The following is a 25081-nucleotide window of genomic DNA, read 5'->3' on the forward strand; positions in this document are numbered from 1 at the left end:
TAAAAAAAATCTTTATTGGATTTCATATAGAATCGGTCATATTGTTAACGGCTACAATCTTCCTGGTCATAACGACCCTGCTTTATGCTTACGGCATCGGCAGCATTGAGTTTAAAACGCACATAGATTATCGTTCCCCAATTGCCGGTCTTAATGTCAATTGCCGCATTGTGGCGGACGGCAATACTATAGCAAACCGCCAAACCCAAACCGGTACCGCTGTCTTTAGTGGTAAAAAACGGAGTACCCAGTTTATCCATGATTTCGGGAGCAATACCTGAGCCCTCATCCTCTACCGCCAGCACAATGGCGTCAGTCTCTTCATACACTCTGATCTTCAGACATTCACCGGCCTGCATGGCTTCCAACCCATTCATAGACAAATTCAAAATCAACTGGCGAATTTCTTTTTCGTCAAATTCAAATTCAGGAACTGTCTCAATATCTGTAACCACCGTCTTGCCGCTAAGAATGGCTTCAGCCTGAATCAGGGGCAGTAATGACTCGACGACACTGCCTAAACTATGTAATTTCTTATCAGCGTTTTTATTTTTGGCCAGACTTAAAAACTCGGTAATTATGCTGTTGGCGCGATCAAGCTCTGCCACCATCAAGTCAAGATGGGTCGGCGACAGCACCGTCCGGCTGTGTTTGGCATACTGCAAAAAGCCGCGGACTGTCGTCATAGGATTTCTAATTTCGTGGGCTATACCTGCCGCCATTTCACCAATAAGATTAAGCCGTTCAAGACGGCCCATTTCTTTTTCAATTAGCTTACGTTCGGTAATATCATTCAAATATACTGACAAGCCTATTTCACTCGGATAAGCACGAACTGCATACCATCGTTCACTCCGCGGACACATGGCCTCAAAATCGGCCTGTTCTCGATGAGATGCTGCTGCAATCAGTTTTTTAACAAAATTCGGACTGTGATCATATATCTCCGCCAAATTTTTGCCCAAAATTTCCTTCCGCGGTCTACCTAGCCCATTTTCTGCCGTGCTATTTACATAGGTAAAATTAAAATTGTTATCCAGTGTAAAGAAAGCGTCCTTAATACTCTCAAGAATACTGGCAATTTGCTGAGTACGTTCTTGCACCACTTTTTCAAGCAGCACTTCATTACGGTACAACTCAACAGTTGTTAGTGTCAGTTGTTCGTTAAGCTTGTCCAGTTCCTGGACTTGGCGTTTTAGGGTCTCGCTCTGCCTGGCCAGTTGGTTTTGACACTTGTGCATTCTAATAAAAGCATCCACTTTCGCCTGTAAGACCTGTGGACTGAAAGGCTTGAATATGTAGTCGACAGCGCCGGAGGCATAGCCTTCAAGCACGTTTTCGTCAGTCTGACTAATGGCAGTGATAAAAATTATTGGGATATTTTGATATTTTTGCCGGGTACGGATTAACTTGGCGGTCTCAAAACCGCTGAGGCCAGGCATTTGCACATCAAGTAAAATTACGGCAAAATCGTCGTTTAATAAACATTTTAGTGCGTCCTCACCTGATGTAACTCCCACCAGATTGTATTCCGGATTAGCGAGTACAGCCTCCAACGCCAGCAAGTTTTCCGGCCGGTCATCCACAGTAAGAATATTTACTTTTTCACTCATCCATTGGTACCTCCCGGAAATTGCCAGTTGAGCAACATCATGCTAGCCTACTTTAATGTAGAGCCTGTTGGCGCTATCGACCACATCAAATTTATCGACAATACCTGTACGCTGCAGTGATTCTTTGCTGCCAAGCCCCAAAAAGCCTGGTTTGGTCAAACTGTCATAAAACAACCGGCATACACGTTTTTGCAGCGTTTGGTCAAAATAAATAAGCACATTGCGGCAGATTATGGCATTAAATTCGTTAAACGAATGGTCTGTTACCAGATTATGTTGAGCAAATACAATATTCTTGGTAATAAGCGGATGAAAAGTAACGGTATCATGGCCGGCGGCATAATATTCGGATAAAGAACTCTGACCGCCTGCTCTAAAATAATTACGGCTATAAAGCTGCATTGATTCTAAGGGAAAAGTCGCCGTCTTCGCCCTGGCCAACGACCGTTCATTCATATCGGTGGCATAAATGCGCGTCTTAGCGTAAAGTCCGGCTTCATAGAGCAAAATAGCCATTGAATAAACCTCTTCACCGGTAGCGCAACCGGCGTGCCACAGCCTTATTGAGGGGGACTCTCTCAGCACAGGCACTACATTGTCCCGAAATGATTTAAAAAATTCCGGATCACGGTACATGCCCGTAACAGTAATGGAAAAATCGTTAAACAACTTGTCGATAATCCTAGGGTCATGCAGTACTTTTTCCAATAAACCGGAAATGCTTGACAACCGTTCGGCCTGTACCCGGTGTATCACGCGCCGTCTGATGGTTGGATAAGAATAATGTCTAAAATCCAGACCGTAATAACGGTAAATGCCTTCAAGCAGCAGCTCTATTTCCAGTTTTTCCAGTTCCTCAGTAATAGTCTTCACCTACCCATAAAGCCAGACTCGAATAAGCGAAAACAACTGGTCAAGATTAACCGGCTTGCTAATATAGTCGGATGCGCCGGCTTCCAGGCATTTGTCCCGGTCATGTTTCATAGCTTTGGCCGTAAGCGCAATAATTGGCAGGTTATAGAATGCGGGTATTTTACGTATTTGGCGGATGGTCTCATAGCCGTCCATCTCAGGCATCATAATATCGGTAATTACCAGGTCAATGTCCGGATTTTCTTTAAGGCGTTGCAGGCCCTCCCGCCCTGTTTGCGCAAATGACGCTATGATTCCTTTTGCTTCCATTGCGGCTATCAGCGCATAAACATTGCGCATATCATCATCAATGACAAGTACCTTTTTGCCGTTAAGGTTTGTTTCGCCGGCAGCCCGTACAAGGGCAGGCTTGCTTTCTTCGATATGCGGCTCCTCCGAAACTGCATCATTTTCAGGTACAGCGGCGGCAACGTCAGCCGCCTGACCGGGCATAAGGCTTAAATTGACGGGCAGGTACAAAGTAAAAGTGCTGCCCTGACCTTCCTTGCTCTCAAGGTCGATGTAGCCGCCCAGCAGCTTTGACAGTTCACGGCTAATGGACAATCCCAGACCAGTCCCGCCATATTTGCGATTGGTGGTACCATCTACCTGGTGAAAAGCTTCGAAAACAATTTCCTGCTTATCTGCCGGTATACCAACGCCTGAATCGCTGACAGCAAATGCCAGCCACTCAGGATTGGCAGCTTTTTTTACCCGGAACTCCACCCCGCCCTTTTCGGTAAATTTAAAGGCGTTGGACAGTAAATTTTTCAGAATCTGCAACAGCCTCATCGGGTCGGTGTAAATAGATGACGGCACATCCTCATCAACGTCAACAGTAAAGCTAAGGCCGGTCCGTTCAGCCACCAGCATAAACTGATTCGCAAGTCCGGTGGTTAGATTTGCCAAATATACCGGTTCCGGATTTACGCTGAGTTTGCCTGACTCCATTTTGGACAAATCGAGGATATCATTAATCAATAGCAATAAATCATTGCCTGAATTATGGATGGCGTTTAGATATTCGAGTTGTTTGGGGGTCAGATTGCCTTCGGCATTAACTGTAAGCATTTGGGTCAAAATGAGCAGACTATTGAGCGGTGTTCTAAGCTCATGTGACATATTTGCCAAAAACTCGGATTTATATTTTGCTGACAAAATGAGTTGCTTGGACCTCTCTTCAAGAGCTGCTTTAGCCCGCTCAAGCTCCAGCGTCTTTTGATCAGACTTTTTTTGCTGCTCTTCCAGCTGATCATTAATAAGTTTTAATTCCTCCTGCTGTTGCTGTAATTCCTCAGACTGGGTCTGCAGTTCTTCAGCGAAAGCCTGCGACTCGGCCAATAGCTTTTCCATTTGCATACTGCTTTCAACTCTGTTGATAATCGTGGCAGTATTGCGCAGCACCCGGTTTATATATCTGGTTTCCAAGGAATTAAGCGGACTGAAACCTGCCAGTTCGACAACCGCCAGTACCTGGTCATCCAACGAAACGGGAAAGGCGGCAATATAGGCCGGGGCCGCCTCACCCAACCCTGATTTGATTTTCAGGTAATCGTTGGGAACATTGTATAGCGTTATTGACCGGTTTTCAGCAGCGCACTGTCCGGGAATCCCTTCGCCAAACCGGAAGCTGTCAACCCCAACATCGTCGCAGCTATCAGCATAGGCAGCCAATTTAGTAAGCCGCTCACAACCGTGTTCGGCCAGATAAAACACACCATAACTCGCCCCGGTCACCGTAGCAACCTGACAGATAATCATCCTCGCCAATGCTGTCAAATCTTTAACTCCCTGCAGCATGGTAAAGATTTCCGCCAGTTCTGATTTAAGCCAATTGTCTTCTTCCATAGCTGCGATAAAATCCTGTTCCCGTCGGTGATGCTGCTCAAGCATTGCCGCCATTTCATTAAAGGCAGCGGCAATATTGCCAATTTCGTCGTAAACGGCAATGTTAATTCGCGGGAGATTTGCAGAATCACCTTGCCGTACACCGTTGATGACGGTCTCCACTTCCTTGAGGTCCCGGCTTAGTCTGCGGATAACGCGGACCATAATACCTAGACCGGCAATAATACCCAAAATAGTGCCACCGGCTACAATACGCTGAACCAAATTATAAATTTGGATAGACTCGTTCAAAATGTCGAGCGTAATTTGTTCTTGATAGTCTTTTAGTTCATGAGTTATATTCATAGCCTGGCCGATAATTTTTTGACCTTCAGACCGCAGCAGGCCGGCGGCCTCATCCTGCCGGCCAAGCTTGACCAAGCCCACAATGTCGGAAGTCAATTGTTCATAAGCGTCCATTGTAACTTTAAGACGGGCCATCAAACCTCGTCCATCAGGGCTGGCAACCATTTTTTCCAATGATGCGTATGCCAACTGTTGCCCTGCTTTGGCGTTCTCAAGTTCGGTCAGGTCTACCATCGCTTTATCACTGCCGGTATCAATAACGGCGCTTTTCAGGTTGCTGTCAACAAGCAATATTTTTTGTTCCATCTCAACCGCCAGTCTGGATTTTTCATACCGTTCTTGGATAACTTCGTTGATATTACTGTTAATCGTGTGCATCATAACCAATACCATTCCCAATAGCAGTACCATAAGTGCCAAAATAGCGCTGAACGCCAGATATAGCTTGCTTTTAAACCCCATATTGCCCAACCCTTCATTTGATTTGACCCATTACTTGTTCTACAATAAATTTACTTTTCCTGCAACTTTATCCAGAATGATTTTACAATATATTCCTGATATTCTAATTTCCCTGTAAAAAAATTTTACAAAGCAAATTTCTTGACATTGCGTTACACCGGTATTATAGTTTGTATATAAATACAAATAAAATAAATAGTACTTCCTCGTTAAGTGAGGCTCCTGTATAAACATAGGCCACTGCCCGGAAATGTCGAGAGACGCCAATGGGTAGAACAGGTATTACCGGCATAAGGTTTTACTTAAGGTGGCTGAGTGGTTGAGTTTTACTCTACGTTATACAGTGCCAAAACTCAAACGAGTGGGGAGGTCGAATACTGGCATAATTTTGTCATGCAGTTTTTTCTTGCTTGCAAGACCTTCCCACACGGGAAGGTCTTTTTACTGCATAAAGGAGGTAGGTATGCCATGGATACAGACGGCCCTGAGCCTGATAACCCGGTGCCACCCAAGCACCTGCCGGCGCGTATTGCCGGCGAAACAAACAAAACTGAATTAGGAAGTGATTTGTATGGCCGTATTTACTTCGCACATACCCACCCGCCGGTTTGGTCTTATTGACATACTGGTGATTGCCTTCGTGTTCGCGCTCCTGTTTTCAGTCCTGCACTTAGGAGCCGGCATGATTATTCCCTTTTCCCCGGAAAACCAAATTGAAATTTCCACCGACCCGGCCGACTTGCCCTACTATGCCGGGCGATCGCTTCTTAGAATGTTTATCGCCTATGGAGCCTCGCTCTTATTTACCCTTATCTATGGCAGTATTGCCGCCAAAAGCCGCACGGCGGAAAAAGTACTGATTCCGCTTTTAGATATTTTGCAGTCCGTACCTGTACTGGGCTTTCTCTCCGTTACCATCACCATGTTCATGGGCCTGTTTCCCAACAGCCTGCTGGGCGTGGAACTGGCTGCCATTTTCGCCATTTTCACCGGCCAGTGCTGGAACATGACCTTTAGTTTCTACCATTCGCTCACCACCCTGCCCCAGGACCTGAACGAAGCGGCTGCCGTGCTGCGCCTCAACTGGTGGCAGCGGTTTATCCGCCTGGAAGTACCTTTTGCCATGATTGGCCTGGTATGGAACAGTATGATGTCCTTTGGCGGCGGCTGGTTTTTCCTTGCTGCCAGCGAAGCCATTACCGTCCTCAACGAAAGCATCCGCCTCCCCGGCGTCGGCTCCTTCATGGCCGCCGCTGTGGAAGAAGGCAATATGCCGGCTGTCGGCTACGCCATTTTGACCATGATTGTCATGATTGTGCTGGTGGACCAACTGTTCTGGCGTCCCATCGTAGTCTGGTCGCAAAAATTCAAGATGGAACGGACGGAAGCCATCGAAGTTCCGACTTCCTTTGTCTATGCCATCCTACAGCGGGCGGTCTTTGTGACCTGGATGCAAAAATATTTCTTCCGCCCGGTCGCTAAAGCCGTTTACGGTGCGTTTAATCTTGGCGCCCGCGTCACCGGTCATACAGCCGCCCAACTTGAGTCCATTACTCCGCTTTCTTATCTAACCGCAGCCATAAAATGGGTTTTATTTTCAGTAATACTGTACTATGTCAGCCAGCAAGCCTACCAAGGCTGCCGCATGATAGCCTCCGTGGGTCTTGATACACTGGTGGAAATCATCACCTTTGGTTTTTATACCTTAGGCAGGGTCATGGCTGCCAGCCTCATCGGTGTGTTGTGGACAGTGCCGGTCGGTGTGTTGATTGGCACCAGCCCACGTCTGAGTAAGTTCTTTCAACCTATTGTTCAAGTGGCCGCCTCCTTCCCGGCCAATATGATTTATCCCTTCGTCGCTGTATTTTATCTCAAACACTCCGTTAATTTTGAACTCGGCTCCATTCCCCTCATGATGCTCGGCACCCAATGGTACATCCTGTTTAACGTCATTGCCGGCGCTATGGCCATTCCCAACGACCTGAAAGAGGCGGCCACCGTCTTTAAGCTTTCCGGCTGGCAAAAATGGCGCAAACTTATCCTGCCGGCCATCTTTCCCTACCTCATCACCGGTTGCATCACTGCCTCCGGCGGCGCTTGGAACGCCAGCATTGTATCCGAATTGGTAACCTGGAAAGAAGACCAGCTCAATGCCACCGGTCTGGGCAACTTTATCAGCCAGGTCACGGCGGCAGGCGATTGGCCGGGAATTATCGGCGGCATCGCCGTCATGTGCGCCTTTGTGGTCATTATCAACCGCCTATTCTGGCGCAGGCTCTACCAACTGGCCGAAACCAAATATCATCTGAATTAAAAGGGGGAACCCCGTAATGAATAAACAAACTTTGATTGAACTGAAAAACGTCCAGAAAAAATGGAATATGGGCGGCGGCGACTCTATTCCCGTCCTCGCCAGCATCAACCTGACCATCTACGCCGGGGAATTTCTCGCCATTCTTGGCCCATCCGGGTCAGGAAAATCCACCCTGCTCCGCATTATCGCCGGCTTGACGCCGGCTACTACCGGCAAGATTACCTATCTCGGCCAGGAATACCACGGTGTCAACCCCGGCGCTGCCATGGTGTTTCAGTCCTTCGCCCTCTTTCCTTGGTTGACAGTATTAGAAAACGTCATGCTGGGCCTGGAAGCCAAACCGATGTCTGATAAAGCAAAGCACGAAAAAGCGCTGCATGTCATCGACATGATCGGTCTCGACGGTTTTGAAAGCGCTTACCCGAAAGAACTGTCCGGCGGCATGCAGCAGCGCGTCGGCTTGGGACGCGCCTTAGTAAGCGATCCGGACGTGCTCTTAATGGATGAACCGTTTTCCGCCCTGGACGTACTGACAGCCGAGAACCTGCGGCGCGACATCCTGGAACTCTGGCGGGACAAAAAAATTCCCACCAAAACCATTATCATGGTGACCCATGGTATTGAAGAGGCTGTCTATATGGCCGACCGCATCCTGGTAGTGTCCGGCAGCCCCGCCCGCATCAACACCGACATGGCTGTTACCTTGCCCCACTGGCGGGATAAAAACGCCCCGGCATTTATCAGCCTTGTCGATAAATTGTATTCCCTGATGATGAAACGGGAACCGGGTGACTTGCGCAAAATCCCCTTGCCGGAAGGCCGGGAAATTGCGGTCGTCCCTCACGTGTCCGCCGGGGCACTGACGGGGTTCCTGGAACTGTTGGAGGACTTAAACGAAAAAACCGATTTATATAAATTGGCTGACCGTTTCATGATGGATAGCGAAGATTTCTTCCCCATCGTCGAAGGCGCTACCCTCCTCAAATTTGCTAAAGTCGTGGACGGCGACATCGAGCTTACACCGGAAGGTGTGCGGTTCGCCCAGGCTTCGGTCTTAGAGCGCAAGGAATTCTTTCGAACTCAACTCATCCAAAACGTGACCGCCATTAACAAAATCCTGGCCATTTTGCAATCCAAATCGAACAAACGTATGAACATCGAATTTTTCGAGGACATCCTGGCCAACTCTTTCCCGCCGGCAGAAGTGAAAAGTCATTTGGATATCCTGATTGACTGGGGACGCTACGCTGAGCTTTTTGCTTATGACGAACAAAGCCGGCAACTGTTTTTGGAGTAGGCTACCGCTCGAAATAAAACAACTCCCAATATTACATTGGGAGCCTACTGTCGACAATAACATTATCTTGCGGTAACTTGGCAGCATCAAAGCAACTGATCAGTTCAACAGCCTTGACCGGCTGGCATACATCAATCAGCCCGGCTTTAAAAGCAAGATAGCCGATAATTGCTTCAGGCCGTACGCCCTTAGCCCTGAGGGCGGCAAGCGCCAGGCCTTGTTGGCGCTTGGACAGCCGGTTGCCTGCGGCATCAATCAAGAGCGGCACATGGGTAAAAGCCGGGGCGTTCATTTGGAGCAACCGGTATAACAACAGTTGACGCGGTGTTGAGCTTAAGAGGTCTTGGCCTCTAAGCACATGAGTAATCCCCATGGCGGCGTCATCAACAACTACGGCCAGTTGATAGGCGTGGACCCCGTCCGAACGGCGCACAATAAAATCACCGACTTCCCGGCTGACGTCCTGTACAACCGGGCCGTAATGCAGGTCTGTAAATGCTATTTCACCGGGCGGCACGGCCAGCCGGAGCGCCGGCTGCCTGGCAGCCTTGCGGGCGGCATCCCCCTGTCGCTGACGGCAAGTGCCGGGATAAATACGTTCATTATCACCCGCGTGCGGTGCTGAGGCGGCCAATTCAGCCCGCGTACAATAACAGGGATAAACCAGCCCGGCTGCCGCCAGGCGGTCAAGCGCCGCTTGATATAGTTCCCGCCGTTGTCCCTGAGTGTAGGGCGCATACCGACCGCCGACATCCGGCCCCTCGTCCCAGTCCAGGCCCAGCCACTTCATGTCGGACATCAACCCCGCGATGTAGGCCGGACGCGAACGGTCAGGGTCAAGATCTTCAATTCTGAGCACCATGGTCCCGCCGGCTGACCGCACTTGCAACCAGGAAAGCAACGCCGTCCAGGCGTTGCCAAGATGAATTTCTCCCGTCGGGCTAGGGGCAAACCGCCCCCGCATGATTTGCATAACCTGATATGTTCCTCCTTATTTACCTTCGCCTTTGCATTCGCCGACTGCCGTATGAGTTCCTTACAATTGCTTATACCAAAAATCAAGCGGTTTCGGACTTTCTTCACTTTCTCCGATTTCTTTCCAGGTAAAATAACACCTGACGCCGGGGAGGGGCTGATACCCGCGATTACGCCAAAAGGCGTGCAGCGGCACATAACCGTCAGGCTTGAGCGGGTGGTCATCAGGCCGGTACACACCACAGAAGGTTGCATAAGTCATACCGCCCAGCTCCCGGGCATGAGTTTCACGCTGACGGAAAAATTCCACCCCGATGCCACATCCCCGGTACTCAGGCAGCAGCACAGATTCGCCATGATAAAACCAGTCTGCCAGATTGTAGCCTCTGTTGCTAAAAGCCTCTCTCACGGCATGGTCAGCATCAGTCATGGGCAAGCCGGTAGCCGCACCGACAATTTTGTCCCCGGCAAAGACGGCAACAATAACACTGCCTGGCGAATCAGTATAGGTCTTAAGATATTTTTCCTCATAATCGAGATCACCATCATACAAATAGGGATATTCCCGAAAAACAGTAATCCTTAGTTTAGCTACCTCCGGCAAATATTTGTGAGCAGCCGCTCCTTGCAGCCGTTCAATCCGAAAATCGCTGGTCATGATTGAAACCTCCCCCGTTTTTGCCTGTAATGTATAGTTCCCCCTATACGAGTAAATTCCTGCCAGCAGCAGTAATTACTCTTTTCCCGGTTGCTGTTCGCCAGCATCACGGGTAAGCCCCAGTTTGTCCAATACCTTAAATGCCAATCCCAGGATCATGGCTATCATCGTAGCCAGCGCCATACCTTTTAGCGTAACCGAGCCAAATGTCAATTGCGCCCCGCTAACACCGATAATAAGGACAACAGAGGTCAAAATCAAGTTTCGCGGCACACTATAGTCAACTTTGGCCTCCAGTAACATCCGGATACCGGACGCAGCAATCACGCCAAATAGTAAGAGCGATACTCCCCCCATGACCGGACTGGGAATGCTCTGAATGGCTGCTGCCAGTTTACCGACAAATGACAAGATTATGGCCAGTATGGCGGCACAGCCGATTACCCATACGCTGTACACCCTGGTTAGCGCCATAACGCCAATGTTTTCGCCGTAAGTGGTATTAGGAGTCGAACCGAAAAAACCCGACAACAAGGTCGATAAACCGTTCCCCAGTAGAGAGCGGTGTAAGCCTGGCGAAACAGCCAGGTCACGCCCGATAATATTGCCAGTGACCACCAAGTGGCCGATGTGCTCGGCAATGACCACGAACGCCGCCGGCACAATGAGAACAATGGCCTGCAGATTGAATTCGGGAGTATAAAAGTCCGGCAGTGCCAACCAGGGGGTGGCGGCAACAGGTGTCAGATCCACCATGCCCAAGGCCAGCGCCAAGCCGTAGCCGGCGATAATGCCGATAAGTATGGGAATAACTGCGAGAAAACCCCGGAATATAATGGATCCAAATACGATGACGGCAAGGGTAAACAACGCTACAGTTATGGTTTTGGCATCAGGCGTTTTGGCTGTCAAACCCGCCATATCAGCCGCCACAGGCGCCAATTCGAGGCCGATAACGGCAACAATGGCTCCCATGGCCGCCGGAGGAAAAACGACATCAATCCAGTCAGTGCCAACTGCGCTGATGCTTAAGGCTACAACAGTAAAAATCAGGCCGGCGGCAATAAACCCGCCAAGCGCGGCGCCGTAGCCATACTGGGGCAGCACCAAAAACACCGGCGATAAAAAGGCAAAACTTGATCCTAAATAGGCGGGAATTTTTCCTTTAGTGATAAAAATGTACAGCAGAGTGCCAATACCATTCCACAACAGCACTGTCGCCGGGTTTACCTTAAACAGGATGGGCACAAGCACGGTTGCGCCAAACATGGCAAATAAGTGCTGCAGACTGAGCGGTAATGTCTCAAGCACCGGCAGCCTTTCTTCAACCTGAATCGTGCGTCTCACAAAAATCCTCCTTGATGCTCCGTAGTATCGTTCATCTTTATTCAACATTATTATAGGGGTCCCAATCGGTCAGATTGGCCAATTGGGCCTGAGCTGCCGCAATATCTTGGAGCAGTTGTTCTTTATCTTTAGGCAGGGTGGCGGCCAAAGCAACATGGTTGGAGATGTGATTGCTTCTGAACAGACAGTGGCTGTCTGGCGGCAGTTCAATCGCCCGGACCATTTCATAGAGTTCGCCCATAATTTCCGCCGGAGATAAGGGCAGAAACCGGCCGCGCTCAAATTCGTGCAATAGCTCACAGCCGCGGTATAACATGAGCGTAAGAGCACTTAGCATATTGGGACGAATGGCGTTAACGGCCATGGCCGTGTTATAAGCATGCCGGCTGGAGCCGTCTTTGCCGCCCAAACCGGCAATTACCATAACCGATAGCTTGATGCCGGCAGCCACCATCCGCCGACCGGCCGCAATGGCTTCAGCCGCACTAACGCCTTTGTTGACATGGGTGAGTACGGCGTCATCGCCTGACTCCAGGCCGAAATAGACCAACCCCAGACCGGCGTCGCGCAAGGCAGCCAGTTCAGCCGGCGTTTTGTTGAGCATGTCTTTAGGCCCGGCATAGCAGGACACGCGCTGCAGACGGGGAAATTCAGCGCGCAGCACACCGAGAATGTTAAGCAGCTTATCTGTCGAGAGTACCAGGGCATTACCGTCGGCCAAAAATATCCGGCGGATTTGTTGCCCATACCGTTTGGCGGCATTAATCTGAGCCATGATTTCATCCATGGGCCGGACACGAAACTTAACAGAACGGTACATATTGCAATAGGTACATTTATTGTGTGAACATCCCACCGTCACCCGCAGAATAAAGCTGTAGGCTTCACTTGGCGGACGAAAAACCGGACCTTCGGCATTATCAAAATACAAAATCATCGCCTCTACTTTTCCCTATATTTTCTGGCCTGAGCGGCAACGGCATTGAGGAATGCCGAGCGGACAAACAATGTTGCAACATTAAATAGTCGTCCCAGGTGTCGGCATCGTAAAACGGTCGCGGATCAGGCCAATCGACACTGATCACTCTCCCGGGATTTTCCTTGATGATTTGCCGCCCGCCGGTATCACCGGCCAAGGCGGCCAAACCGGGCCGCCAGTGGCTGCCGAACAGCACCGGACTGTACCGCCGTCCCTGGCGGCAGGGCACAATAATTGCCTTGTTGCTTGCCGCCTGCCGGTACCTGCCGGTAAGCGCCAAGATGAGTGCCGGCGATATCAATGGCTGATCGCCTAAAAAAAATATAACACCATCTAACCGGTTCGATAAACTGTTCATGGCCAAAACGATGGATGACGCCTGCCCGCTGTGCCGCGCCGCATTATAGACGGTGCGAATATTATATTGACCGCATAATTGTGCCAGTTCGTCCTGGGGCTCGCCAATCACGGCAACACAATCGGCCCACGACATGCCGTGCACAACATTAAGTACATGTGCCAGCAGCGGCTTGCCGGATAAAGGCAGCAGCAGTTTCTGCCGGCCCATGCGGCTGGCTGTCCCGGCTGCCAGAATTACCGCGCCGATTTTAGGATTCATAGCTCATACACCTCAACAGGCCGCATCAAGCGGCCGTAACCTGCGGTCACAACCAGCCGGGCGATCCCGGCCCCGGCTAAGTTAGCATACCCGGCAAGGCGCCGGGCCACTCCCTTGGGTACTTCCCCGCCTCCGGCCAAGAGCAATATTTTGGTCCCCCGGGCATATTGAAAAATACCCTGTTCATGCACGGCCAAACAGGCCAGGTCGCGCCATTCAACAAGCTCGCCGGCTTGTTTATTGATGATCTTTGCTACCAGCGCCAACCGGTGGGTATTGGCAGGAGAAAGGGGCCGGCCAATGACCGCCAAATTTAACACGCCCACCGTGAAATGGGTACCGGCAGGCACAACCGGCTCATGGGGTGCCGGGGCTTTGAGCAGCCGCCCCCGCGCACCGTCGGCTTCAACCAGTATCCAGGCGTGGGGAGCGCTGCCAGCCAGCTTGTCAACCCAAACCGGCGGCACCCCTACTACCTTGTCACCGTCCTGCCGGCTAAACCATGCTACCGTTTTACCTGTCGCCAACGCCTGCACTACCCCCATTGCCCCGGCTGCATCACTGTCAGACAACACCAGAGTATAGCCGGCCACTTGACTGCAGTACATTTTAGTCGTCGAAGTAACTATGACAGGCTGCCGTCGCTCACCGGCGCAACCGGCCAGTGATTGAAGCAGCGAGGTCTTCCCCCCGGCGCCAACACAGGCAACAACACCCGGCTGACTTATACCTAACGCGTTTGTCAGCATATTACACCACCTGAATGAATACTTCCATCACACCACCACAGGCCATGCCTTCGTTGGCCGCCGTCTCGCCTAACATTGATACCTTATAGCTAAACGACGCGTTTTCATCCAACGCCCTGAGCGCTTGCAGCCTGACCTCGGCTTCAGCGCAACCGCCGCCGATTGTACCAAAAATCCGCCCGTCAGGGTAAATAAGCATTTTGGCCCCGGCTTTGCGGGGGGTTGATCCCCGTGTGGCAATAATGGTAACCAGCGCCGCTTTGCCGCCGGCCTGCCGGACGGCGCAAATGACGGCCACCATACTATCGTCCATTATTTACACCTCCACTTGTCGCTAAGCGGCTGACAACTGCCGTTCCGGCTGACAGCCACGATTTCGGCAGCAATGCTGAGAGCAATTTCTGCCGGCGTTTCGGCGCCAATATCAAGACCGATGGGTGCTCTCAAGCGGGCTAAAGCCAGACGGTCGACACCTTGTTCGGCCAAAGTATTCATTACAATTTTGACCCGCCTCTGGCTGCCAATCATACCAATATACCGGGCAGGCTGAGCAATAACGGCCCGCAGGCACTCCATATCCGAGCGGTGGCCCCGGGTCACAATAATAATGGCCCCAAAGCCTGCCAGATTTAGTTCGGTAAGCGCCCGGCGAAAGTCCTGGCAAATGACTTGCCCGGCGTGAGGGAAGCGGACAGTATTGGCAAAATCCGGACGGTCGTCGACAACGGTGACAGTATAGCCGATAAGCGCCAGCATCTCAACCAGCGGCTGACTGACATGACCGGCCCCCAACACCAGGGCTGACCGCTGCCGGGAAAGCTTGTCCCAAAATACCCGGTAGTGCCCGCCGGCGTAATCAAATTCCATGAGCACAGGTCTGTTCCATTCATCATTGGCTGCTTTTTCAATAATTAAACAGGTAAATGCTTGATCAATAAGTTGTCCTTCCGCCTGACCGCCGCTAATAATCAGCATTTGTCCCAACAGCCCGGCCTGACCGGCCGGCGCCCCGACAAGGGTTAGGATATCGGCAGCCCGGCCCTGTTCACCCAGTTCCCTGAGCCGCGTAAAAATATCAGTGTTCATATTTTAACCCCCAAGTGGAGTAATGCTTCCAGCACCCCGCCGCCAACGGCCCGGGCTTTGTCCGAAATGGTAAAACAATGCTCCCGGCGGCAGCGCGGGTCAACATCACCAATTTTCAGACCGGCGGCCACGGTAAGTCCGTCCTGAATGAGGCCGCGCAGCACCCCGGCAATGGCCACGTTAACCGGGGTGGTATCCACATGGCCGACAATTTCACCGGCAGCTACTATATCACCGATAGTCCGGCAGGCGGTAAACACCCCGGCCTGCGGCGCCCTGATCAACCGTTCCAGCGTATAGCCGCCTATTTCACCAGGAATGCCGGTGTTGGCAATGGCTGTCCCTTGATAAATAACCCGGCCCAAGTCATGGCCGCGCATTGTCTCAATGACGGCGTGAACATCCGTTCCGGCCGTAAATCCGGGGCCTACACCGATGACCACCGGGGCGTCGGTCAGTTTGGTCCCGGTATTACATTTGGCCATAGTGGCGTCCACCATGGCCTGTGGCTTGAATACCTGAACACATTGGGCGGCAGCGTCAACAATTACGGGAATACAACCATCAGCCAGCACCTCCGGCACCTGGGCCGGCGCCGCCAGCCGCGCCGTTACTCCCTCAACCACGGCCTCACCGTCCACAACCGCCCGGGCAAACGCAACTGTCCGGCGCACTACTGTCGGCTGCGGCAATTCGGTAATTACTACTTTAATTCTGCTCTGGTACAGACGGTGGGCAATACCGGTAGCAATATCACCCCCGCCTTTAATAACAACTAGCTTATTCATCATATTCTCCACAACTATTTGCTAAATTCTGCTGATAATGTGATAAAGGCGGCAGCCACTATGGCTGTCGCCTTTATTTTTTCGCTAATTAGCCAATGTATTCCTGCTTGCCGACAGCAGCTTGGGTTGGTTTATCAGTACCGCAAGCAGCGGGTCAGGCCTTGCGTTATTGCGTTTTTTTCAGGCTTTGCTTTGCCATGAAAACTTTTTCGGGCGTTATCGGCAAACTTGTGATGCTAACGCCGACAGCGTTGTACACGGCATGGGCAATTGCCGGCGGCGGCGTGTTGATAACCACCTCGCCAATCGATTTGGCGCCAAACGGGCCGGTCGGTTCATAGCTGGCTTCAAACGCTACGGTAATGTTGCCGACATCTTGCCGGCAGGGAATTTTATACTGCATAAAGTTGTTGGTCTGCATACGGCCCCGTTCATCATAGCGGACATCTTCGAACATAGCCATGCCAATCCCTTGGGCTATGCCGCCTTCTACCTGAATACGCGCCAGATTGGCATTAAGCACGGTACCGCAGTCAACAACAGCTACATAATTAATAAGGTCAATTTTGCCGGTTTCGGGGTCGGCTTCAACCTCGGCAAAGCCGGCAATAAACGGCGGCGGCGATACCGGGGAGCCGTAAGTGGCAGTGCCGACAAGCTGCCTGTTGCCGGCGCCGAGTACCATGAGTTCAGCCAGTTTGGCCAGACTAATCGACTTACCACTGTCAACCGCCGAGATGATCTCACCGTTAAATTCAACTTGTTCGGGAGCGGCTTGTAAAAATTTGGCGGCATGGCTGATAATTTGCCGGCGTAAATCCTCACAGGCCTGAGCGACAGCCATACCGGTGACATAAGCCGTACTTGACGCGTAAGAACCAGGATCATAGGGCGAAATATCGGTATCGGCGGCATGAACAATAATATGATCCAGGGAGGTCTCCAATACTTCTGCCGCCACCTGGGCCAGGACGGTGTCACTGCCTGTCCCCATGTCGGTTGAACCGATCAGCAGCGTGTAGTTGCCATCATCGTTGAGGCGGATTTCCGCCGAAGCTGTGTCAATACCGGCAATACCCGAGCCCTGCATGGTAACTGCCATACCCACAGCCCGCACTTTACCGTTCGCCAGTTCCCGCCGGGGATACTTTTCGTTCCAGCCGATCAATTTTTTGCCCTGTTCAATACAGCGGTCAAGCGCTGAACTGCCAAGAATTTTGCCATTATAAACAAGGCAGGTTTCGCCTTCTTTGATTAAGTTTTTAAGTCTCAGCTCCGCCGGGTCCATGCTAAGTTTTTCGGCCAGCTTGTTGACAGTTGATTCAAGGGCAAACGTACCCTGGGTAGCGCCATAGCCGCGCAACGCACCTGCCGGCATTTTATTGGTATATACGGCATGACCGTGATACCTGACAGCCCGGGTTTTGTTATATAATGGCAGCGTTTTATCACCGCATACGGCGAAAACGGTAGGTGCATGTTCACCATACGCGCCCGTGTCGGCCAGGCCTTCGATGTCAAGAGCCCTGATAAAACCATCTTTGTCAGCCCCTAACCGGACTTTAATACGCATAGCATGACGACTGGTGGTCGCACTGAACGTTTCAGTGCGGTCATAGATAATCCGGGCCGGTTGCCCTGTCCTGAGCGTTACAAGGGCGGCGAACACTTCAACAGCGCCGGTCTGTTTGCCGCCGAAACCGCCGCCAATACGCGGCTTAATAACCCGGATTTTACTGGCCGGCAGTCCCAGCGCCCGAGCCAGTTGCCGCCGGACGTGGAACGGAATTTGCGTTGAACTCATGACAACCAGCCGGCCGGTATGGTCAAGGTAGCTGAACGCCCGGTAGGTTTCCATCATGGCATGGGCCTGCGCCTGGGTATAATAAGTTTCCTCAAGGACAATATCGCAGTTTTTTAATTCCTGTTCAACATCGCCGACTTCGATCTTGTGGGAAGTGCAGATGTTTCTGGAGGCATCCATGCCAATGTCGAAATTGCAGTGCAGGTCAGCTTCAGCGTGAATGACTGACGAATGGCCAATGGCTTGTTCAAAATCAAGCACCGGCTCAAACACCTCGTACTCCACCTTGATGAGTTTCATGGCAGCGTTGGCTGTTCGCTCATCAGCGGCAGCAATAATCGCCACTTCATCGCCGACATACCTGACTACCGGATCGAGAATCAGCCGGTCATACGGCGACGGTTCAGGATAAGACTGCCCGGCAAGGGTAAACCGGACTTGCGGCACATCTTTATGGGTAAGAATACATGCCACACCCTGAAGAGCCCGGGCTTTGGCCGTATCAATCGACTTAATCCGGGCAAAGGCGTGCGGGCTGTGCAGGATTTTTACCACCAGCGCGTTGGGCGCAGCCAGGTCTTCGGTATATACCGGCTGGCCGGTACTGATAGCGATAGCGTCAGTTTTGGCAATTGCCTTACCTATATATTTCATTAAGACCCTACCCCCAGATACTTCTTGACTGCCCGGAGCTGCCCCTGATAGCCGGTGCACCGGCACAAGTTGCCTGTCAAGTAGTGGTTGATGTCAGCGTCGGTAGGATTGGAAAGTTCATTTTTCATGGCCAGCACCGTCATGATAAAACCAGGGCTGCAATAGCCGCACTGGTCAGCGCCCTCGGCGGCCATAAACCGGGCAAATTCTTCAGCCTCGGTACGCACCCCTTCAATGGTGGTTACCGTTTTGCCATGAGCCCGGAACGATAATGTCGAACAGGATAAGGTCGGCCGGCCGTCAAGCCACACAGTGCACAGGCCGCAGCATGCTGTATCACAGCCTCTCCTGACACTGTACAATCCTTGTTTTCGCAAGGTATCCACCAAAAAGTCATCAGGCTTAACATCAAGGGTAACCGGCCGGTTATTAATTATGACTTTTATTTGCACGCTGCTACCTCCGCTATGGCCCGCTTAACCAGTACATGGCACATGGCCCGCCGGTATTCAGCCGAACCGCGCATATTTGTGCCAAAAGGCAATTCTTCAGCCGCTATTTGTGCTGCCTGACCGATAACGTCAGACGTCACAGTACCACCGGTAACAAGCCTCTTAGCTGCCTGAACGGCGAGTCTGGCTCTGGTAGGTCTGGCGCCTACAGCAATTTTCCAGTCATCTTCCAGGCGGGACACGGCTACAGTGAGAATGGGATAATCGCTCTTTGAATTGCGCAGCGCCTGGTACGCAGCCTGGCGGTTGGTTTTATGAACAATAACTTTGGTTAAAATGTCTTTGGCCCGCCGCCGGTCCATAAACCGGGGCAAAGTCATCCGCCCGCCGTGATACAGTTCGACTTCGGTATCAAGCGCCATGAGCGCCGTAATAAAATCAGAAAAGCCATAACGCGAAAATACGGATGCGCCAACAGTTACAACATTACGGAACTGCACGCCGATAATACTGCCGACAGCTTTAGGCAAAACGCCATTAAAATATTTGAACAAGGCTGGATTGGTTTCAACATCGCGCAATGTTGCCATAGCGCCCATTTCGATACAATCATCAGCTTCCTTAATGTAATGTAAGCCTAATTTAGATAAATCCACCCCGGTGTGAATGATTTGCGAGCCCATCCGCAGATAGGCGCAACCACCAAGTACGGTATTGCTCTTTTTCTCGGTCAATATTCTGTATGCATCGTGAAGCGTATCCGGTTGCGCCACATTATTTAATATGAACAATTTCCATCCTCCATTGTCGAACGTTCGGGTTATTTTTTATATTATAGTTCGAATTATAGCATACGCCTGTAAAGTTGAAAAGTATGGCCAGCGCTTTGTGCAAACGCAAACAGCCTATACACGTTTTTATCTTTTTTTGTACATTATATGAAATCCTGTCTATTGTATACTTTTTATTTGTAAGTCCTTACCTATTGCACATTTATGCGTTTTGACGCTATAATTTTACATAGTGCAAGAAAGGGGGAATATATAAGTGATAGAAAGTAACACCGGACTATTAGCCGCCTTCGTAATTTATCTGTTGGCCATGATGGGCATTGGCGTCTATTATTGGCGCAAAGAACAAAATATGTCTGATTACATATTGGGTGGCCGCCAGTTGGGCGCATGGGTAACCTCCATGAGCGCCGAAGCCTCAGATATGAGCGGCTGGATGCTGATGGGGCTGCCAGGATACGCATATACAGCAGGTTTGGAAGCCGGCTGGATTGCCTTGGGCCTGATTCTGGGAACATGGGTAAACTGGGCGTTTATCGCCACACGGCTGAGACAGTATACCCAGATTGCCAATGACTCGCTGACCATGCCTGATTATTTTCAAAACCGGTTCCGGGACACCTCGCAAATCCTAAGAATTATTTCAGCCATTTTCATCCTTATCTTTTTCCTGATTTATACCTCATCCGGGTTTGTGGCCGGCGGCAAATTGTTTCATGCCGTTTTTGGCTTGCCCTATGTTGCCGCCATGGTGCTGGGCGCGTTTGTCGTAGTCTCTTATACCTTTATGGGTGGCTTCCTGGCCGTGTGCTGGACAGACTTTGTGCAGGGGGTTATGATGTTTTTTGCCATTCTGGCCGTACCCATAACAGCAGCCTTCCTGATGGGCGGCCCTGCCGCTACCGCATCGGCGCTGGCAACCCTCAATGCCGAAATGTTTAACCCGCTCACCACTACTGCCGGCAAACCGCTGTCGCTAATCGCCATTATCTCGCTTATGGCCTGGGGGCTTGGCTACTTCGGCCAACCGCACATTTTAGTACGGTTTATGGCCATCCGCTCATCTTCCGAAATTAAGCAGGCCACCCGAATTGCCATGACCTGGGTAGTGCTGTCACTGTCAGCAGCCGTTCTGGTGGGAATGGTCGGCCGGGTATTTTTACAGCAGCCGCTGGAAGGTTCTGCCGTCGAAACAGTGTTTCTGATCATGACACACGATATTTTCTCCAGCTTTTTTGCCGGATTGATTCTCTGCGCAGTATTAGCAGCCATCATGAGTACAGCCTCGTCTCAGCTCCTGGTAACATCGTCGGCCGTATCCCAGGATTTTTACAAAGCCTTAATCCGCAAAGACGCCGGCGAGAAAGAACTGGTTTGGGTCAGCCGTCTGACAGTTGTTTTTGTTGCAGTCATTGCGATACTGATAGGGCTTGACCCCAACAACTTTATCCTGGATATGGTAGCCTACGCCTGGGCCGGCTTTGGCGCGGCCTTTGGCCCGGCGCTCATCATGTCGCTGTTTTGGAAACGCATGACTCGTAACGGCGCTTTGGCAGGAATTATTGTCGGCGGCATTACAGTACTTGTCTGGAAGCAGTTGGCGCTTTGGGGGCTATACGAAATTGTGCCAGGCTTCATCCTCTCTTGTATTGCAATATATCTTGTAAGTATTCTCGACACCCCGCCTTCCCAGGAAATACTTGCCGAATTTGAACAGGTTAATCATAGCGACATATAGCTATCCGGTAATAATACATAGGCAGGTCTGAATTTACCCTTCAGGCCTGCCTATTTTTTCGAGTCATTTAATTTTCACTATCATACGGTCACCGGAATGATGATTTTATTTACAGCACCCTATTTAAGAAAGCTTTTGTCCGGGGATGAGCAGGTGAACTAAAGAAAACATCAGGCGGTCCCTGTTCAATAATCTCCCCGTTATCCATGAAGATGACCCGGTTGGCTACTTCCCGCGCAAACGCCATCTCATGGGTCACTACCAGCATGGTCATATGCTCTTCAGCCAGTCGGCGCATTGCTTTGAGCACTTCGCCTGTCAGTTCAGGGTCAAGCGCCGAAGTTGGCTCGTCAAACAGCATTATATCAGGATTCATGGCCAACGCCCGGGCGATAGCCACCCGCTGCTTCTGACCGCCTGACAGCCGGGAAGGATAGCTGTCCCGTTTTTCCGCCAGTCCCACCTTACGCAGCAGTTCTTCGGCCTGTGGCACAATATCGTCCGGCTTGACCCCTTTCACGACCAGCGGCGCTTCAATGATATTTTCCAGCACGGTGAGATGGGGAAAAAGATTAAACTGTTGAAATACCATGCCTATCCGGCGGCAAATGTGCCGCGCCTCGGCCTCGGTGGCGTAATGGATTTTTCCGTCCGGGCCGGTAGTAGCCAATAGGTCGCCTTCAATCTGGATGGTTCCCCGGTCAATGGTTTCCAACCGGTTGAGGCAGCGGAGAAAGGTGCTTTTGCCAGAACCGGACGGACCGATAATGGCTACTACTTCCCCTTTGTTGATTTCCAGCGAGATACCTTTTAACACTGCCAGATTATTAAAGTTCTTATGAATATCAATAGCCTTAATCATGTTCATGTGTTTTACTCCTACTCGTCATATACGGCATACCGCTGTTCGAGTTTTTGGAATAGCCAGGTCAGCGCCAGCGTCATTATCAGATAAAACACGGCCGCCACGATAAACGGCGTAGTGTTAAAATCCCGCTGCACAATGGCCCGGGTTGTCCTGAGCAAATCATTCATGGCCAGCACATAAATGAGCGACGTGTCTTTGACCAGCGTAATGGTCTCGTTGCTCACAGGCGGCAGTACCCGTTTAACCACCTGCGGCAGGATAATGCGGCGCATTGTCTGGACATAAGTCATACCCAGCGCTTTGGCGCCTTCATACTGACCGCGGTCAATAGATTGGACACCGGCGCGGAAAATCTCGGCAAAATAAGCGGCATAGTTTAGTACGAAGGCCAGCACGGCAGCCGGAAAATCAGGCAGCCGCACCCCGATGTACGGTACAAACGGCAGGCCGAAATAGACGAACAAGAGTTGCAACATGAGCGGCGTTCCCCGGAATAACCAGATATACACCCCAACCGCCCCGCTCAGCGTCTTGAACCGGGAAATGCGGGCCAAAGCCAGTAACAGTCCCAGCGGCAACGACAGGACAATAGTAATAAAGAACATCTGCAGCGTTATTACCGTGCCTTCCAGCAGCAGAGGCAAAATCCCAATAATATAATCCATTTACCCGTTCCTTACTTTACAATATCTTCACCAAACCATTGCCGGGAAATCTTGGCTGAAGTGCCGTCTTTCTTCATTTCGTCCATGACCTTCTGCAATTTGCTTAAAAGTTCTTTATCATCTTGGCGCAGACCTACACCATATTCCTCCGAACCGAAGTTGTCAGCCAGTATGGTGTATTCGCCCGGCTTTTTGGCTATGTAATAGCGTCCGACAATTTCATCAACAACTACAGCATCCAGGCGTCCGGCCTTTAAGTCCATAAGGGCCGCTACATTGTCGCCGAACTTTTTAAGTTCCTTAAACGATTTCAGGACTGCGGCGTCCTTTTCCACAGCTTCCACACTGCTGCTGCCTTCTTGCACCCCTACGACCTTGCCGGCCAGGTCAGCTTTGGTTTTAACAGGCGAGTTAGCCGCGACCACGATGATTTGCCGGTTTTCCATATAAGGTTTGGTAAACGAAATATTCTCTTTGCGCTTTTCGGTAATAGTCAGACCATTCCACAATACATCAACCCGCTTGCTGTTCAGTTCAGCTTCCTTGCTGTTCCAGTCAATGGGTTTGAATTCAACTTCCATACCCAGTCGTTTCGCAGCTTCTTTAGCTAAATCTACATCAAAGCCTACAATATTATTTTTATCATCGCGAAAACCCATCGGGGGAAAATTATCATCCAGACCGACTACAATCTTTTTCTTGTCAGTCCCGCCGCAGCCGGCGACCAGCATACCGGCCAGCAGCAACACTAACATGGCTGCTACTAATTTTTTCATGGCTCATTCCTCCTCCACTCCTTAAAATCTACACCCTTATTTTACTTTAACATATTAAAACGGGGAAGCAATAAAAAGGGGCATTTGCGCAAAAGGCCTGTATTTTGTACTATAATTCTTGGATTTACAGCCAAATTCACAGTATTTGTTCTTTTTCCAGAGACAAAAGCCAGTCTCACGCACGAGACTCGCTTAGCAAGGTCAATGTTAACCTTGATCAAACATAAGGAACCGGCTTAATACCAGTCGAAATGAAAAGTCCCCGGCGCGCGGTCTTTTCAGCATGGCGGTAAACTCAGCCATCGACCTTGCGCCGCCGACCGGCAGTCCGGCTGCCTGCTGATTAACAAATTTGGTCACTTTTGCTACAGTCCGGTTATATACGGCAATGGAAAATCCTTTATCCGCAATATTCAGGGCTAGGTTTTCCCCATAACCGCGAGTCCGATTAACCCATGATGCGTTCCGGCAAACATTTAGTGTTCTTCGTGATTGGCGACAGTAAAGTCACCGTACTGTAAGACCTAGTTGCCGGAGATTTTAAATGATGGTTGCGGCACACCCTGTTCACACGGTACGCCTGTCTGGCACTTGCCGCAGCCATAGCGGGGCTTAAACCGCGCCTTGGTGCCGTCAAGATATCTGGCGCACACGGCATTATTTTTGCCGCTGTCATCAATAGCCTGCGGCGGGCAACGCTTGATACAGCCCCCACACTTGGTACAGTATTCATCATAGGTTTGGTATCTACGGGGCGTTGGCGCCAGTTCCAGGCTGACGATTACACTGCCCAGGCGGCCTGCGGCTCCCGCCGGGGTAATAAGCGACCTGTTCAGGCTAAAAGTCCCTAACCCGGCAATATAGGCGATATGCCGTTCCGACCAGTTGCTTTTGCCGTTCACTACGGTAAACCGCGGCTCAAGCCCAGGCGATACGGCCTGAAAATCTGATTGTTCAAAAAACCGCACCAGAAATTGGCGCAAAGCGTTATTGACCATTTCGCCTTCGATCCGGGCATAGAGCCATTCCCGGGCCGGCAAGTCCCCTTGCCTGTTGGCTTCCCGCACCTCTTTGGCAAAGGGCAGAAAGTAGGATATAACCGATTTGGCTGTAGACAACCACTCAGCAGGTGTCAAGTGGTCAGACCCGACAACATGTTCCTCTTTAAGCTCATGAAACAGAGCATCCTGAGCACTGGCCACCCCGACCAGCGGCCGGTCATAAATCTTGGCCAAGCCAATGTCGGCGGCGGCATTAAGCGGCGTTTCATTAAGAAAGCGGGTCATGGCCTGTGATATTGTTTGAATATCCAAAGTGTCTTCCCCTCCCGTATCCTTATTA

24 protein-coding genes and 1 riboswitch are annotated in these 25081 nt (G+C 50.8%); of the genes, 4 read left to right on the forward strand and 20 right to left on the reverse strand.

The features are described 5' to 3' along the window. Positions 1-44: 44 nt before the first annotated feature. The 3 genes from SCACP_RS17040 to SCACP_RS17050 are packed head-to-tail and all read right to left on the reverse strand — an operon-like array spanning position 45 to position 5180. A complete protein-coding gene (locus SCACP_RS17040; RefSeq protein ID WP_425058684.1) occupies positions 45-1613 on the reverse strand; it encodes a response regulator in 1569 nt (522 codons plus the stop codon). A 42-nt stretch (positions 1614-1655) separates the two neighbouring features. Then, on the reverse strand, positions 1656-2486 hold the full coding sequence (locus SCACP_RS17045) for a CheR family methyltransferase (RefSeq protein WP_425058685.1): 831 nt from the start codon (positions 2484-2486) through the stop codon (positions 1656-1658). Then, positions 2487-5180 (reverse strand): ATP-binding protein, encoded by a 2694-nt coding sequence (locus SCACP_RS17050; RefSeq protein ID WP_425058687.1) that lies wholly within the window; start codon positions 5178-5180, stop codon positions 2487-2489. It abuts the gene before it with no gap. Between the two features lie 198 nt (positions 5181-5378). After that, positions 5379-5553: riboswitch (M-box (ykoK) riboswitch) on the forward strand. A 95-nt stretch (positions 5554-5648) separates the two neighbouring features. On the opposite strand from SCACP_RS17050, the gene SCACP_RS17055 reads away from it, so the two are divergent. From SCACP_RS17055 to SCACP_RS17065, 3 genes are read left to right on the forward strand one after another with little or no spacing between them, the layout of a single operon-like run. Further along, the gene (locus SCACP_RS17055; protein WP_425058688.1) at positions 5649-5801 is read left to right on the forward strand and encodes a hypothetical protein; all 153 of its coding nucleotides are present in this window, start codon (positions 5649-5651) and stop codon (positions 5799-5801) included. Next, complete coding sequence (locus tag SCACP_RS17060; protein WP_425061432.1) at positions 5752-7494, forward strand: ABC transporter permease; 1743 nt, start codon at positions 5752-5754, stop codon at positions 7492-7494. The genes SCACP_RS17055 and SCACP_RS17060 overlap by 50 nt, the downstream gene beginning before the upstream one ends. 16 nt (positions 7495-7510) lie before the next feature. Then, positions 7511-8791 carry a nitrate/sulfonate/bicarbonate ABC transporter ATP-binding protein gene (locus SCACP_RS17065; protein WP_425058689.1) on the forward strand — a complete coding sequence of 427 codons (1281 nt, stop codon included), beginning with the start codon at positions 7511-7513 and terminating at the stop codon, positions 8789-8791. A gap of 31 nt (positions 8792-8822) precedes the next feature. On the opposite strand, the gene gluQRS is transcribed toward SCACP_RS17065, so the two are convergent. The 12 genes from gluQRS to SCACP_RS17125 all read right to left on the reverse strand — a co-directional run bounded on the left by gluQRS (position 8823) and on the right by SCACP_RS17125 (position 19693). Further along, positions 8823-9764, reverse strand: coding sequence for a tRNA glutamyl-Q(34) synthetase GluQRS (gene gluQRS, locus SCACP_RS17070; RefSeq protein WP_425058690.1), 942 nt, complete (start codon positions 9762-9764; stop codon positions 8823-8825). Between the two features lie 63 nt (positions 9765-9827). Beyond that, a complete protein-coding gene (locus SCACP_RS17075; RefSeq protein ID WP_425058691.1) occupies positions 9828-10424 on the reverse strand; it encodes a GNAT family N-acetyltransferase in 597 nt (198 codons plus the stop codon). A 75-nt stretch (positions 10425-10499) separates the two neighbouring features. Beyond that, complete coding sequence (gene uraA, locus SCACP_RS17080) at positions 10500-11819, reverse strand: uracil permease (RefSeq protein ID WP_425058692.1); 1320 nt, start codon at positions 11817-11819, stop codon at positions 10500-10502. Next, positions 11809-12708 (reverse strand): radical SAM protein, encoded by a 900-nt coding sequence (locus tag SCACP_RS17085; RefSeq protein WP_425058694.1) that lies wholly within the window; start codon positions 12706-12708, stop codon positions 11809-11811. The genes uraA and SCACP_RS17085 overlap by 11 nt, the downstream gene beginning before the upstream one ends. Further along, complete coding sequence (locus SCACP_RS17090; RefSeq protein WP_425058695.1) at positions 12692-13369, reverse strand: nucleotidyltransferase family protein; 678 nt, start codon at positions 13367-13369, stop codon at positions 12692-12694. The genes SCACP_RS17085 and SCACP_RS17090 overlap by 17 nt, the downstream gene beginning before the upstream one ends. Then, positions 13366-14118 carry a selenium cofactor biosynthesis protein YqeC gene (yqeC, locus tag SCACP_RS17095; RefSeq protein WP_425058696.1) on the reverse strand — a complete coding sequence of 251 codons (753 nt, stop codon included), beginning with the start codon at positions 14116-14118 and terminating at the stop codon, positions 13366-13368. The genes SCACP_RS17090 and yqeC overlap by 4 nt, the downstream gene beginning before the upstream one ends. Before the next feature lies 1 nt (position 14119). Continuing rightward, a complete protein-coding gene (locus SCACP_RS17100; RefSeq protein ID WP_425058697.1) occupies positions 14120-14431 on the reverse strand; it encodes an XdhC family protein in 312 nt (103 codons plus the stop codon). Next, positions 14431-15204 (reverse strand): XdhC family protein, encoded by a 774-nt coding sequence (locus tag SCACP_RS17105; protein ID WP_425058698.1) that lies wholly within the window; start codon positions 15202-15204, stop codon positions 14431-14433. Before SCACP_RS17105 ends, SCACP_RS17100 begins: the two co-directional genes overlap by 1 nt. After that, positions 15201-15995, reverse strand: a complete 795-nt coding sequence (yqeB, locus tag SCACP_RS17110) for a selenium-dependent molybdenum cofactor biosynthesis protein YqeB (RefSeq protein ID WP_425058699.1) — start codon at positions 15993-15995, stop codon at positions 15201-15203. The genes SCACP_RS17105 and yqeB overlap by 4 nt, the downstream gene beginning before the upstream one ends. Before the next feature lie 163 nt (positions 15996-16158). Beyond that, entirely contained in the window at positions 16159-18450 is a 2292-nt protein-coding gene (locus SCACP_RS17115) for a xanthine dehydrogenase family protein molybdopterin-binding subunit (protein ID WP_425058700.1), read from the reverse strand. After that, entirely contained in the window at positions 18450-18902 is a 453-nt protein-coding gene (locus SCACP_RS17120) for a (2Fe-2S)-binding protein (protein ID WP_425058701.1), read from the reverse strand. Before SCACP_RS17120 ends, SCACP_RS17115 begins: the two co-directional genes overlap by 1 nt. Next, positions 18893-19693: an FAD binding domain-containing protein gene (locus SCACP_RS17125; RefSeq protein WP_425058702.1), complete on the reverse strand. Its 801-nt coding sequence runs from the start codon at positions 19691-19693 to the stop codon at positions 18893-18895. Before SCACP_RS17125 ends, SCACP_RS17120 begins: the two co-directional genes overlap by 10 nt. A 259-nt stretch (positions 19694-19952) precedes the next feature. On the opposite strand from SCACP_RS17125, the gene putP reads away from it, so the two are divergent. Next, positions 19953-21431, forward strand: coding sequence for a sodium/proline symporter PutP (gene putP / locus SCACP_RS17130; protein ID WP_425061433.1), 1479 nt, complete (start codon positions 19953-19955; stop codon positions 21429-21431). A gap of 109 nt (positions 21432-21540) precedes the next feature. Here putP and SCACP_RS17135 read toward each other — a convergent pair whose 3' ends face one another. The 5 genes from SCACP_RS17135 to SCACP_RS17155 all read right to left on the reverse strand — a co-directional run bounded on the left by SCACP_RS17135 (position 21541) and on the right by SCACP_RS17155 (position 25053). After that, positions 21541-22299: an amino acid ABC transporter ATP-binding protein gene (locus SCACP_RS17135; RefSeq protein WP_425058703.1), complete on the reverse strand. Its 759-nt coding sequence runs from the start codon at positions 22297-22299 to the stop codon at positions 21541-21543. Positions 22300-22310: 11 nt separating this feature from the next. After that, positions 22311-22964 carry an amino acid ABC transporter permease gene (locus SCACP_RS17140; RefSeq protein WP_425058704.1) on the reverse strand — a complete coding sequence of 218 codons (654 nt, stop codon included), beginning with the start codon at positions 22962-22964 and terminating at the stop codon, positions 22311-22313. 11 nt (positions 22965-22975) lie between these two features. Then, the gene (locus SCACP_RS17145; RefSeq protein WP_425058705.1) at positions 22976-23740 is read right to left on the reverse strand and encodes an amino acid ABC transporter substrate-binding protein; all 765 of its coding nucleotides are present in this window, start codon (positions 23738-23740) and stop codon (positions 22976-22978) included. A gap of 207 nt (positions 23741-23947) precedes the next feature. Continuing rightward, a complete protein-coding gene (locus SCACP_RS17150; RefSeq protein ID WP_425061434.1) occupies positions 23948-24157 on the reverse strand; it encodes an NAD(P)-binding domain-containing protein in 210 nt (69 codons plus the stop codon). Between the two features lie 107 nt (positions 24158-24264). Further along, a complete protein-coding gene (locus SCACP_RS17155) occupies positions 24265-25053 on the reverse strand; it encodes an epoxyqueuosine reductase (RefSeq protein ID WP_425058706.1) in 789 nt (262 codons plus the stop codon). Positions 25054-25081 lie beyond the last annotated feature (28 nt).

The organism is Sporomusaceae bacterium ACPt (assembly GCA_041428575.1).
GTDB lineage: Bacteria > Bacillota > Negativicutes > Sporomusales > Sporomusaceae > Sporomusa_D > Sporomusa_D carbonis.

Bases quoted from the DNA above. Each gene is read 5' to 3' on its own strand.
- SCACP_RS17040 (WP_425058684.1), bottom strand. From the start codon at position 1,613: ATGAGTGAAAAAGTAAATATTCTTACTGTGGATGACCGGCCGGAAAAC.
- SCACP_RS17105 (WP_425058698.1), bottom strand. From the start codon at position 15,204: ATGAACACTGATATTTTTACGCGGCTCAGGGAACTGGGTGAACAGGGC.
- SCACP_RS17090 (WP_425058695.1), bottom strand. From the start codon at position 13,369: ATGAATCCTAAAATCGGCGCGGTAATTCTGGCAGCCGGGACAGCCAGC.
- SCACP_RS17060 (WP_425061432.1), top strand. From the start codon at position 5,752: ATGGCCGTATTTACTTCGCACATACCCACCCGCCGGTTTGGTCTTATT.
- SCACP_RS17100 (WP_425058697.1), bottom strand. From the start codon at position 14,431: ATGGACGATAGTATGGTGGCCGTCATTTGCGCCGTCCGGCAGGCCGGC.
- gluQRS (WP_425058690.1), bottom strand. From the start codon at position 9,764: ATGCAAATCATGCGGGGGCGGTTTGCCCCTAGCCCGACGGGAGAAATT.
- SCACP_RS17050 (WP_425058687.1), bottom strand. From the start codon at position 5,180: ATGGGGTTTAAAAGCAAGCTATATCTGGCGTTCAGCGCTATTTTGGCA.
- uraA (WP_425058692.1), bottom strand. From the start codon at position 11,819: ATGTTGAATAAAGATGAACGATACTACGGAGCATCAAGGAGGATTTTT.
- SCACP_RS17140 (WP_425058704.1), bottom strand. From the start codon at position 22,964: ATGGATTATATTATTGGGATTTTGCCTCTGCTGCTGGAAGGCACGGTA.
- yqeB (WP_425058699.1), bottom strand. From the start codon at position 15,995: ATGATGAATAAGCTAGTTGTTATTAAAGGCGGGGGTGATATTGCTACC.
- SCACP_RS17135 (WP_425058703.1), bottom strand. From the start codon at position 22,299: ATGAACATGATTAAGGCTATTGATATTCATAAGAACTTTAATAATCTG.
- SCACP_RS17145 (WP_425058705.1), bottom strand. From the start codon at position 23,740: ATGAAAAAATTAGTAGCAGCCATGTTAGTGTTGCTGCTGGCCGGTATG.
- SCACP_RS17065 (WP_425058689.1), top strand. From the start codon at position 7,511: ATGAATAAACAAACTTTGATTGAACTGAAAAACGTCCAGAAAAAATGG.
- SCACP_RS17085 (WP_425058694.1), bottom strand. From the start codon at position 12,708: ATGATTTTGTATTTTGATAATGCCGAAGGTCCGGTTTTTCGTCCGCCA.
- SCACP_RS17055 (WP_425058688.1), top strand. From the start codon at position 5,649: ATGGATACAGACGGCCCTGAGCCTGATAACCCGGTGCCACCCAAGCAC.
- SCACP_RS17115 (WP_425058700.1), bottom strand. From the start codon at position 18,450: ATGAAATATATAGGTAAGGCAATTGCCAAAACTGACGCTATCGCTATC.
- yqeC (WP_425058696.1), bottom strand. From the start codon at position 14,118: ATGCTGACAAACGCGTTAGGTATAAGTCAGCCGGGTGTTGTTGCCTGT.
- SCACP_RS17075 (WP_425058691.1), bottom strand. From the start codon at position 10,424: ATGACCAGCGATTTTCGGATTGAACGGCTGCAAGGAGCGGCTGCTCAC.